This is a genomic window from Synechococcus sp. R8-2, from assembly GCF_047461715.1.
In the GTDB taxonomy this organism is placed as follows: Bacteria; Cyanobacteriota; Cyanobacteriia; order Thermostichales; family Thermostichaceae; genus Thermostichus.
In genome coordinates this window covers 1-11,091 of record NZ_JANSHQ010000208.1, presented here as the reverse complement: position 1 = coordinate 11,091, position 11,091 = coordinate 1, and the positions used below count along the sequence as shown (strand labels likewise).

Below are 11,091 nucleotides of genomic sequence, written 5' to 3'. Positions count from 1 at the left end.
TTCCTGAAAACGCAGCCGCGAGGGCCATCCCGGCCTCAGGGGCTCTCCCAAACGTTCCACCACCACGGCATTTTGTTCGAGCTGCTCCACCGCCAACTGGTAGGTGCGATAGGCTCCTGAGGCACGGATCCCATTCCAGATCAGGATCCCTGCCCCCGCCAGCCCCAAGCCCAGCACCGCCAGTAGGCCCAGACAGCCGCAGCCACAGCAGCCCAGAGGGGCAGCACAGCCGACTTTTTGTGGAGTTTCTGACACGGCCAATCGCCACTACAGAATGCCCCCACCCTAACACAAGGCTGTTGCTCATCCTCTATGCCTTCATTGCCGACAAGGTACAGACAAAAAGCCAAGCAACCCTACGCCATTTGTCGGTGACGAACATCGCTTCTCAGTTCCGTATTGCCACAGATATCTGTTACGGCCTCAAACAACAGCTCGAAAAATCATGGGATCAGCACCTCTTTGGCAAGTTCAAGCAACTCACTGTTGAGTCTAATTTTGTACTGCAGTGAGGATGGGATCCCTACGTATCCAATTGTTGGCTCTGCTCCCACTTCGATTGGAAAGGCTTGTGACACAAAGATTTCAAGCTTTTCGCCTACACGGAATCCGGATGGCTCAGAAGGTCAATGGGTATCTGGAAAGACCTATTTCCGAGCACCGAGAAAGAAGACAAAGTGCGCGCATACCGAATCCGCTATTTGGCGGAGTCAATATCAGAGGGATTTGTCGAGAATAAGAGCAGCAAAAGGTCTCCATCCAATCGCCTAAACCTATGGATGAAGCGACAACCATAACCGTGCAGCAGATCATTCAAACCGCCATGATGACCGGTTTGCTCACCGCTGCTCAGGAACACGAACTTAACGTAAGGCTATTTCGAGAGGAGTGCTCCGAAGCCGACCTCTTCCTGCTGCGCCGTCTACACCGCTGCCTACGCCAGGGATCCATCCGCCAGATCCCGGCCCTGAACAACACTGTAGCGGTTGGCCGCTTTGGCCCGCCCCTGCGCCTGGTACCGGACAGAGCCGAGACAACTCAGTCCCAGCCGACTGGGTTAAGCCTGGCGAGGGATCCCAAGACCGGGTAGTCAAGCAATTACAAGCAATTAGTGACGAGGGGGCAGAGGTAAGGTCGAGGGTTGGGCAACGGTCAAATCAGGGAAAGGGGGAGCTGAGGTTTTGCTTTCCCCGTCGTGCAGCAACACATATAAAGCAAACACATATAAAGCAAGGGATCACCAACGACGTCAACGGCAAGGCAATCTCGAATGAGCTACGGACTTCTACAGCACTTCCCTTTGCCTCTCTTCATCGCTGGAGCCCTTCCGAGTTCAGCCGCCTAGCTAAGCTTTTGAATAGGAGCGATACGGGGATCCAAGATTTTCTGTTGACCGATAGCGGGAAACCTCACCGCAATCGTGACCCGTTCACCACTGCCGAACACATGGGTAATCTGGCCTTGTCCGAATTGGGGATGTTGCAAACGATCTCCAATCGCCCACTGTTCTGAACGGCTTTGGCGGCGATTGGGCCTGGCCTTGGGTGCATCTGAAAGGGACAGTCCACTGCCGTGGGAGAGCTGTCGAGAAACGGCTCCGCGTCTGTCGAATTCGATTAACTCTTGGGGCAGTTCACTTAAAAATACCGAAGGAATAGCTGGTTCGCGGTTGCCGTAGAGCATCCTTTCCCTGGCGTGGCTGATATACAACTGCTCACGGGCACGGGTAATGCCCACGTAGCAAAGGCGTCGCTCTTCTTCCAAAGCAGCGGGATCCTCCAAAGCCCGGAAATTGGGAAATAGACCCTGTTCCACCCCCACCAAGAACACAACAGGAAACTCCAAACCTTTGGAAGAGTGCAACGTCATTAGCGAAACTTTCTCAGCGCCTTCCTGAAGGTTGTCCAAGTCGGAAGCCAAAGACACATTGCTCAAAAAAGCCTCAAGGCTGGGATCCTCCTGTTCTTCCTCGAATTGGCGAGCGGCATTGTAAAGTTCCATCACGTTGGCCGCTCTTTCTTCGGCTTCGTCTGTACCCTGCGCCTTGAGATCCTCCAAATAACCGGAATCCCGCAGCAGCCCTTCGATAAGGGTGGCGGCTGAGGTTTGAGAAGCCTGTCGATGCCAGTGCTGAATCAACTGAGCAAACTGAATGACAGGCTTAGCCGAACGACCCACCAAGCTACTTACAGAGGTTTCGTCGCTGAGAATTGCCCACAAAGGCACGTTTAGAGCAGCCGCCGCTTCGGTCAGCTTGTCCAGAGTAGATTTGCCGATGCCACGGCGCGGCACGTTAATAATTCGCAGCAGGCTAAAGGAGTCGGCAGGGTTAGCCACAACCCGTAAATAGGCCAGGACATCCTTAATTTCTTTGCGGTCGTAAAATCGCAGTCCGCCCACCACGGTGTAAGGGATCCCCCACCGCAGCAAAACCTCTTCAAAAGGACGGGATTGAGCGTTGGTGCGGTAGAGAATGGCAAAATCTCCCCAGGAAAAAGCATTGGCATTTTGGCCGTGTAATCGTCGGATGGTATTGACGACAAACTCGGCCTCTGCAATCTCATCATCCGCCTGATGAAGAAAAATCGGATTTCCTTGCTGACGGGTTGGCCTGAGAACTTTATCAATGCGCTCTGTATTTTTCTCGATGAGAGCGTTAGCTGCCTGCAGAATGGTAGCTGTAGAGCGATAGTTCTCCTCCAGCTTGATCATGGTGCGGGTATCATCATCCGGGAGACCATCTCCAAAGGTCTCTTGAAACTCCAGCAAAATGGTAAAATCTGCCCCGCGAAACCGATAGATGCTTTGATCGGCATCTCCCACCACAAAGATCGATCGGTTTCTCCAATCCAACCGAGATCTGCAGGTCTCGCCGTTGGTGGCCAACAGACGAATCAACTCATACTGAGTGCGGTTGGTGTCTTGGTATTCATCCACCAAAATGTGTCGAAATCGTTGGTGCCAGTAAGCCAGCACCTGCTCGTTTTGTCGAAAAAGCTGCACCGGTATCCAAATCAAGTTATCAAAGTCCAGAGCATTGTTGGCTGCCAGTTGGTCTTCATAGATTTCGTAAACTTGGGCGATGGTACGGCCACGGAAGTTGGGTTGATTGCGCTCCAGGTCGGCAGGAGTCCAGCCTTGGTTTTTGGCATTGCTAATGGCGTAGCGTACCGACCTTGGGTCAAACTTGCGCTCATCCAAGTTCAGTTGCTTGGTTACAATCTCCTTCACCAGAGATTGGGCATCTGATTCATCGAAGATCGAGAAGTGGCGAGTCCACTTGCGCCCCTTGGGATCCTGATATTTTTCGATCTCCAGGCGCAGGATCTGGGCAAATAAGCTGTGGAACGTGCCAATCCAAAGAGGCTTAATCCAGCGGTGGTAAACAGCAGATTTTAGTCGCGTTGCCTGGGCCGGCTCCAATTCCTCTAAGGGGATCCCAAATTGTTCTTGAGCTTCTTGTTCGGCAAAGAGCTGCTCAATGCGCTCTTTCATCTCACGGGCGGCCTTGTTGGTGAAGGTCACGGCCAAAATTTCTCCTGGATCCACCCGATAGTGGCGAACCAGGTAGGCAATGCGGTGGGTGAGGGCGCGTGTCTTGCCGGAACCTGCCCCGGCAACCACCAGCAACGGGCCACAAAAATGTTGCACCGCTTGGCGCTGAGAAGGGTTGAGGGCATCCAGCAAAGAGGCGTGAGTCATGGCCAGCAAACCAGAAACTGCCTTCCATTATGGGCACCAACCCAATGGGGATGAGAAGCCCAGAGGGCATTTTGGAGCACCAAAGATGAAGATCGGTTAAGATTTGGCCGGCCCGCTCCAGAGCTCCCCGCCATGAACCGAGTGCTGTCCTGCTGCTGTGCCCCGGCTAACCGCTGCTGGCTTTGCGTTCAAAAGAGACTTGTGGCTTTGGGGTTTGTCACCCTTGCCCTGCTTTCTCAAGGTGCGTTCGATCCCGCCCAAGCTGGCAACTGCCCCAGCAACGGCAACCCCAAAACATCTCTTGACCTCAAGGTGGAAAGCGTTTCTGGGGATCGGCTTGACCTAAGTCGGTATGAGGGCATTCAAGCGTTGATCTTGACCAACAGCCAAACCCGCTCGCAATCGGAAGCCCTCTCCAAAAGTTTGGCCCTGGAGTTTGGGCAAAACCCTCGGCTGCGCCAGATCGTGCTGGTGGATGGCAGGGGGCTGCTGCTGGTGCGCCACTTGGTTTTGCAGGCCATCCGGGAGAGTGTACCGACGGATCCCCGCCTGGTTTCTCCGTTTGTGTATGTCTCGGTCGATTTTGAGGGAGCAACCATCCAGAAGCTGCAAGAAATAGCCGCTGCAGCTTTGCCTGGGATCAATTTTCGCCGCCAGGCTGTTTTGTTGCTGTTGGACGGCCAGGGAACTCTTCTGAGCGGATTTGCCGACTTGGAGCAATCCAACCTCAGCATTCGCCGGTGCATTCGCACCCTCATGGGATAGTCCCACTTCCCTTTCACACCGGCAACGCCTCTCCTCTGCTGCTCTGGCCCAAGCCATTAAACTGGTCATACCGGTCATGTTGAAGCTTGGAGTCAACCATTCGAACGACGGTTCACTGTTTACGGGATCCCATGCGCCGCCAGCTCAAAATCTTGAACCAAATCCTCGATTACAAGCTTGCCAACTTGCGGCTGTTTGGCCGAGCCGAGCTGAAGGGGCCTGTTCTCAACGTGCTGCTGGAACGGCTGCCGGGCGATGTGGTGGATACCCTGCAGGTGATGGAGGTGGTGCGCAGTGCGGTGGAAGCCTCTCTGCTGCAAGGGTTGCGCAAGGTCAACGTTTACCTTTGGTGCCGCGGACAAACTGAAGAAGCGCCGGAGTGGAGCGAAAGCTTTGCTGTAGAGCCATTGGTCTTGGCCCACCCCAAGGAGCTCCGAAGCCTTGCTTTCAACTATCGACAAGACTATCCCGGCATGCGGGTGCTGTTTTTCTGCCTGGGCCTTTGTCTGGGCGGCTTTTACCTGTTGGGGGGCTGGGAGCAGACAGGTTGGATCGATTGGATCCCCGTAGGACTGGCCTTCGCCTTGGGGGTGATCTTCCCCTGGCTCAAACGCTCCCTCAGCCAGTTTGTACACCCTCTATTTCTCCGCCTTGGCCTGGGCTTGGGCTTGGTCTTGTTGGGCCTGGCAGTGGCGCTGATCTGGCGGCAGGGCTGGAGCGTTGCCTATGGGATCCTCGGCCTCCTGGCCATCCTCCTGTTGGGTCTGGGAGCCTAGTTCTCAACCGGCAGTGGTGCCGCTGAAGACGTGTAGGGCAGGGCCGGTCATCCACACGTGCTGTGTGCTCGGATCCCAGCGAATTTCCAGATTTCCTCCCGGCAGTTCTACTGTAGCTTGCGATTCTGCGCGCTCCTCCAAAACAGCAGCCACCAAAGTGGCACAGGCACCCGTCCCACAGGCCAGCGTTGCCCCTGCTCCCCGTTCCCAAACCCGCAAGCGCAAACGAGTCGGGCTGAGCACCTGCACAAATTCGGTGTTGGTGCGCTCAGGAAAGGCCGGATGATGCTCAAACAGGGGGCCCACAGCCGCCAAATCCAGCTCTTCCAGGGATCCCTCTTCTTCCAGGAAGACCACACAATGGGGGTTGCCCATGCTCACCGCCGTCACCCGCCACTCTCGCCCGGCCACTGCAAGCGGCTGCCGAATGACCTTCTCATCCGGTTCGACCAAGGTGGTGGGGATCTGCTTGGCCAAAAGGCGAGGGATCCCCATGTCCACTGTGACCAGCCCATCTGCCCGCACCTGCGGCACGATTCGCCCCGCCAAGGTGTGGATCTGGTAGGCGCCATCCCGACCTGGGATCCCCAAGTCCTGCAGAAAGCGGGCCAAACAGCGGATCCCATTGCCGCACATCTCCGCCTCGGAACCGTCGCTGTTGAAGAGGCGCATGCTAAAGTCCGCCCCCTCCTGCCCCGGCAGCAAGAAGATAACCCCATCGGCTCCTACCCCAAAGCGGCGATTGCAAAGGGCGACGGCCTCTTGCGGGCTCAAGCAGGGTTGAGACTGCCAGCGGTTGTCCACCAAGATAAAATCGTTCCCCAACCCCTGGTACTTGTGAAAGGAGAGACGGGGGGTCAACCGAGCAGACATTTACCCAGATATCCCAACGACAGGCCTTAATCCTCGTGCATCTCGTAGGGATCCTGCAAGTCCTTGGAAGGGGGGCCAAAGGCTGTGTAGATGGCAAACGCAGTGATGCAGATGGTAACTGCCGCAATCGCCACAATCAGGGAAAAGGTGGGCTCCATATCGTTGTCTTTGATCCTGAGAGTATTCGACTACAGTATTACACAAGTTTACAATTCATTGCCCAAGACAAAAAGGTTCGGCCAGATTCTGATAGCGTGATTTTAAAAGGCGGCTGCTTTGGCGGTGCTGAGCACCAGGGATCCGCCTTCGAGCCTGCTATCTTCGACTTCGTCAACGTGTTCGGTTTCTAAGCGAGAACCTATGGCCATTCGTACCAAACTGGGCGATCTGCTGCGTCCTCTCAACTCGGAATACGGCAAAGTGGCTCCCGGCTGGGGCACCACGCCCCTGATGGCGGTCTTCATGGCCCTATTCGCCGTCTTTTTGTTGATTATCCTGCAGATCTACAACAAGTCGCTGCTTTTGGAAGACATCAACGTTTCTTGGGAGAGCCTCAGCTTCTGAGTTCCCCAGCCCTACTCTGGGGAAAGTCCCTGTCCCGCCAAAGAGCTGCCCAGCGGGAGCAGGATAGTTTCCGTCATCTCCTAAGCCGATGCCTTCAGGGTGCTGGCTCCAGGCGCAGCAGGGATCCATTCGGGGCGTCCGTCAACAGGTAAAGGAGTCCATCCGGCCCCTGCCGCACATCGCGAATGCGGCCCACCGCCCCCTCTAAGAGACGCTCTTCTGCCACCACGCGCTCTCCATCCAGTACCAGACGGGCCAAGTGTTGCCCGGCCAGCGCCCCCACAAATAGGTTGCCCCGCCATTCGGGGAAAGCCTCCCCTGTGTAGAAAGTCATGCCGGAAGGGGCAATTGAGGGTGTCCAGTGCAGCAGGGGCGAAGCCAATCCAGGAGCTGCCGCCAGTCCTTGGCCGACGGGTTCCCCCGTATATTCTCGACCGTGGGTGATCAAGGGCCAGCCGTAGTTGACGCCGGGGGCCAAGATGTTGATCTCGTCTCCACCCTGGGGCCCATGCTCGTGGGACCAAATCGCTCCCGTCTCGGGGTGGCGGGCTATTCCCTGAATGTTGCGGTTGCCGTAGGTAAAAATTGCCGGCAAAGCCCCCGCTCGGCCGACAAATGGGTTGTCCGCCGGGATCCCGCCCGCATCCGTAATGCGCAACACTTTACCGGCAGAATCCCCCAAATCTTGGGCTCGATCCCGTTCTCCGCGGTCGCCGGTGCTGATGTAGAGAAATCCCTGTTCATCAAAGGCCAGGCGGGAGCCAAAGTGCTGTTGAGCGGGGGTCTTGCGCTCCATGTCGAAAATCACCTCCAGATCCTGGAGTCCCTTCTCCCCCAAGCGGGCCCGCGCCACTCGGGTTCCCCCGCCGCCCGGCCCAGGAGCGGCATAGGACAGGTAAATCCAGCCGTTCTCCGCGTAATTAGGGTGCAAGGCAATGTCCAGCAGGCCCCCCTGTCCGCGGGCAAATACTTCTGGCACACCGGCTATGGGCTGGGGATCCAACCCCTGGTCGGTAACCCGGCGCAGCCGGCCTGGTCGTTCGGTTACCACGATTGTCCCATCTGGCAGAAAGGCCATCCCCCAGGGATGCTCCAGCCCGGTTGCCAGAGTCACGACCCGAAAACGCTGCTCTGTTCTGGCTCTGGGTAGGGCTTGGGCATGCTCCCCCCGTTGCAGGGCCATCACCGTTTCAGGGCTGACCGGATAGGCCACCACGGCAGGGGGGGCGGACAACCCTCCCAAAAGCAGTAGCGCGGAGAGAAGTTTGCTCGCCGAGATCCTCATGGCCATTGCCGCCTCGTTTTCGCGATGGATTCTGGGGTCTGAGCTAGTCGATTATTACCGCTGCTCTTCTGGAGATGGGTACCGATGAGGGTAAAACCCACTGCGGACCAGAGTGGGCAACCCCCTGTCCCCTCCCGGCCATAGGCTAGCCTTGAGAGCAGCAATCTGTCTCCAAAGCATGCTGGAACCTGGCGAGATCTTGGGACTCGATCCCTCGGGCGCGAACGGCCAATCCCCCGCCCGCCCGCCCCAAAGGCCAACCTGCGGATCCCTGCAGCAGCTCCAGCCCCACTCCAGAGGGATCCACCTCATCTGTGCCCAGGGCCGCTGGTCTATGCAGGTGCTCACCCCCCGTCTGTTTCGGCTGCGCTTTAGCCCCAGCGGAGCGTTTTTGCCCCGTCGTTCCTGGGATGTGGCTCCAGCCGATGAAGAGTGGCCGCCGGCTCCCTTTGAACTGCAGGAAAGCTCCACCCAAATCCACCTGTCCACCTCCCAGGTGCAAGTTCAGATCGATCGGGATCCCCTCCGGTTCAGTTTTCAAGACTCTCAAGGGCAAGAGTTTTGCGCCGATGTCTCCTCTGGGCTTACCTGGGGATCCGATAGCATCCGCCTGGTCAAACACCTCCACCCTGCCGAGCACATCTATGGCCTAGGGGAACGGGCGGGGCTACTCAACAAACGGGGTCGGCGCTACAGCCACTGGACTCGCGACTGCTGGAACTACGACGCCCACAGCGACAATCTCTACCAGGCCATTCCCTTCGCCCTGTTTCTTCGCCCCAACCTCTGCTACGGGCTCTTCCTGCACTGCACCCACTGGAGCCAGTTCGACCTGGGCCAGATCGATCCCGAGCAGTGGGCCATCGAGGTGCGCGCCCCCGAGCTGGACTACTACCTCATTTACGGCCCCACTCCAGACTTGGTGCTCGATACCTATACCCAACTTACCGGGCGGCCTCCCCTTCCTCCCCTCTGGGCCTTGGGCTACCAACAGTGCCGCTGGAGCTACGCCAGCGCCGCCCAGGTTCAAACCGTTGCGCAGCAATTTCGCCAGCGGCAGATCCCCTGCGACGTCATTTACTTGGATATCGACTACATGCGCGGCTACCGCGTCTTCACCTGGGATCCCCGCCGCTTCCCCGAACCGGCCCGGCTCATGGCCCAACTCCACGAGGCTGGCTTCCGGGTGGTAGCCATTGTGGATCCCGGCGTCAAGTTCGAGCCCGAAGCCGACTACGCCGTCTTCGACGAGGGCTTGGCCCAGGATTTCTTTATCCGCCGCGCCGACGGCCACCTCTTCCATGGCTACGTTTGGCCAGGCAAAGTCCTCTTTCCCGACTTCTTGCGCCCCGGAGTGCGGCAGTGGTGGGGATCCTGGCAACGGGTTCTCACCCAAGCCGGTGTGGATGGCATCTGGAACGACATGAACGAGCCGGCCCTCAACGACCGCCCCTTTGGAGACGGCGGCCAGATCGTCGATATCCCCCTCGATGCCCCCCAAGGCCCACCCGACGAACCCACCACCCACGCCGAAGTTCACAACCTGTACGGCCTGCTGATGACACGCGCTTCCCGTGAAGGCTTGGAACAGCTCAACCCCAACCGGCGCCCCTTCGTGCTGACTCGCTCCGGCTTTGCTGGGATCCAGCGCTGGGCTGCCGTCTGGACAGGCGACAACCAATCCTCCTGGGAACACCTGGAGATGTCCCTGCCCATGCTCCTAAACCTGGGCCTGTCGGGAGTTAGCTTTGTCGGCGCGGACATCGGCGGCTTCGGTGGCAATGCCACTCCCGAGCTGTTTGCCCGTTGGATGCAAATGGGAATTCTTTACCCCCTCATGCGCGGCCACAGCGCCCTGGGCACCCGCCCCCACGAGCCCTGGAGCTTTGGCCTCGAAGTGGAAACCATCTGCCGGCAGGCCATTCAGTTGCGTTACCAGCTGCTGCCCTACCTCTACAGCCTCTTTTGGGAGTCCAGCCAAACCGGATCCCCCATCTTGCGCCCCCTTCTCTACGAGTTTCCCGACGATCCGCAAACCTACGAGATCTCAGATCAAGCCATGCTGGGATCCGCCCTCCTAGCTGCCCCTGTGGTTCGGCCTGGCGTGCGGTGCCGCGCTGTTTACCTACCCCAGGGCACTTGGTTTGATTGGTGGACAGGTCAGGCCCACACCGGCCCCCGCTACATTCTCGTCCCTGCCCCTCTCGAACAACTGCCGCTGTTTGTGCGGGGTGGCTCCGTTCTGCCTTTAGCTCCCCCCTGCCCGTCCACCGCCCACCTGCGCCGTGACCAACCGCACCTCAAACTCTACCCCGGCAACGGCAGCTTCACCCTCTACGAAGACGACGGGGAAACCCTCGCCCATCGAGCAGGAGCCTGGGCCACCACCCTCTTCCGCTTGCGACAGCAAAATGGCCAGCTCATTCTGGAGATCGAGGCCCGCCAGGGCAACTGGAGCCCGCCCCAGCGTAGCTGGCTTCTGGAGCCCCTTGGCCACACTCCCCTCTCCCTGCCGGACACCGGACAGCCGCAACGGGTTCTCTGGCCCACCCCAGAGGATCCCCCGTTTAGCTAATCGCCCTCACGGCCTCCAGCAGCTCCCGGTTGTCTCGCTTGAACAAGGGCAGCCACTCCACATGCTGGTAGCGTAGGATCCCTTGGCTATCCACCAAAAAATAGGCCCGCCGCGTCCCCAGCAGGCTGTCCACCCCGTACTGCTGGCTCACGGTTCTGTCCACATCGCTCAGCAAAGGAAACTCCAGCTTAAGCTGCTCGGCAAAGGCTTGGTGCCTGGAGAGGGGATCGCTGCTGATCCCCAAGATCTCGCAGCCCGCGGCCCGGAAAGCTTCCCAATCCTCCCGAAAGCAACGCATCTCGCTCGTGCATACCGGGGAAAAATCCGCCGGGTAAAAGGCCAGCAACACCTTGCTCTTGCCCCGGTAGGCCGCCAACGAGATCCGGGCTCCCTTCTGGATCCCTTTCCCCACCGCAGGCAAGCTAAAGTCAGGAGCAGCAGCCCCAATCACAATCCCCATAAACCCGTCTGACCCAAACTAAGCTCACTTCAACAGTCTAGCGGTGGATCCGGATCCCTTCTGGCTTCAAAAAATTTTGGGTTGGATATCT

The 11,091-nt window shown here is 58.1% G+C and carries 11 protein-coding genes and 1 pseudogene; 6 read left to right on the top strand and 6 right to left on the bottom strand.

Features of this window, described 5'->3' with window-relative positions; genetic code table 11:
- Positions 1-255: pseudogene (locus NW819_RS05685) on the bottom strand (hypothetical protein); the annotation flags it as partial.
- A gap of 44 nt (positions 256-299) precedes the next feature.
- Here NW819_RS05685 and NW819_RS05680 point away from each other — a divergent pair.
- Entirely contained in the window at positions 300-512 is a 213-nt protein-coding gene (locus NW819_RS05680) for a hypothetical protein (RefSeq protein WP_041436427.1), read from the top strand.
- 263 nt (positions 513-775) lie between these two features.
- Positions 776-1,090 carry a hypothetical protein gene (locus NW819_RS05675; protein WP_414331733.1) on the top strand — a complete coding sequence of 105 codons (315 nt, stop codon included), beginning with the start codon at positions 776-778 and terminating at the stop codon, positions 1,088-1,090.
- A gap of 251 nt (positions 1,091-1,341) precedes the next feature.
- On the opposite strand, the gene pcrA is transcribed toward NW819_RS05675, so the two are convergent.
- Positions 1,342-3,702 carry a DNA helicase PcrA gene (gene pcrA / locus NW819_RS05670; protein WP_414413163.1) on the bottom strand — a complete coding sequence of 787 codons (2,361 nt, stop codon included), beginning with the start codon at positions 3,700-3,702 and terminating at the stop codon, positions 1,342-1,344.
- 132 nt (positions 3,703-3,834) lie between these two features.
- Here pcrA and NW819_RS05665 point away from each other — a divergent pair, with 132 nt between their 5' ends.
- Positions 3,835-4,467, top strand: coding sequence for a hypothetical protein (locus tag NW819_RS05665; protein ID WP_414413162.1), 633 nt, complete (start codon positions 3,835-3,837; stop codon positions 4,465-4,467).
- A gap of 86 nt (positions 4,468-4,553) precedes the next feature.
- Positions 4,554-5,243: a hypothetical protein gene (locus NW819_RS05660; RefSeq protein WP_414413161.1), complete on the top strand. Its 690-nt coding sequence runs from the start codon at positions 4,554-4,556 to the stop codon at positions 5,241-5,243.
- A gap of 3 nt (positions 5,244-5,246) precedes the next feature.
- On the opposite strand, the gene dapF is transcribed toward NW819_RS05660, so the two are convergent.
- Together dapF and psbN are read right to left on the bottom strand one after the other, a co-directional pair.
- On the bottom strand, positions 5,247-6,116 hold the full coding sequence (gene dapF, locus NW819_RS05655) for a diaminopimelate epimerase (RefSeq protein ID WP_414413160.1): 870 nt from the start codon (positions 6,114-6,116) through the stop codon (positions 5,247-5,249).
- A gap of 26 nt (positions 6,117-6,142) precedes the next feature.
- Positions 6,143-6,274 (bottom strand): photosystem II reaction center protein PsbN, encoded by a 132-nt coding sequence (psbN, locus tag NW819_RS05650; protein ID WP_011432995.1) that lies wholly within the window; start codon positions 6,272-6,274, stop codon positions 6,143-6,145.
- A gap of 202 nt (positions 6,275-6,476) precedes the next feature.
- Here psbN and psbH point away from each other — a divergent pair, with 202 nt between their 5' ends.
- Positions 6,477-6,680, top strand: a complete 204-nt coding sequence (psbH, locus tag NW819_RS05645; protein ID WP_414331336.1) for a photosystem II reaction center phosphoprotein PsbH — start codon at positions 6,477-6,479, stop codon at positions 6,678-6,680.
- 94 nt (positions 6,681-6,774) lie between these two features.
- On the opposite strand, the gene NW819_RS05640 is transcribed toward psbH, so the two are convergent.
- Positions 6,775-7,914, bottom strand: a complete 1,140-nt coding sequence (locus NW819_RS05640; protein WP_414413159.1) for a PQQ-dependent sugar dehydrogenase — start codon at positions 7,912-7,914, stop codon at positions 6,775-6,777.
- A 229-nt stretch (positions 7,915-8,143) separates the two neighbouring features.
- Between NW819_RS05640 and NW819_RS05635 the strand changes: the two genes are divergently transcribed.
- Positions 8,144-10,540, top strand: coding sequence for a glycoside hydrolase family 31 protein (locus NW819_RS05635; protein WP_414413158.1), 2,397 nt, complete (start codon positions 8,144-8,146; stop codon positions 10,538-10,540).
- On the opposite strand, the gene NW819_RS05630 is transcribed toward NW819_RS05635, so the two are convergent.
- Complete coding sequence (locus NW819_RS05630; protein WP_414383249.1) at positions 10,533-11,000, bottom strand: peroxiredoxin family protein; 468 nt, start codon at positions 10,998-11,000, stop codon at positions 10,533-10,535. The two genes, NW819_RS05635 and NW819_RS05630, sit on opposite strands and share 8 nt — an antisense overlap.
- Between the last annotated feature and the right edge of the window lie 91 nt (positions 11,001-11,091).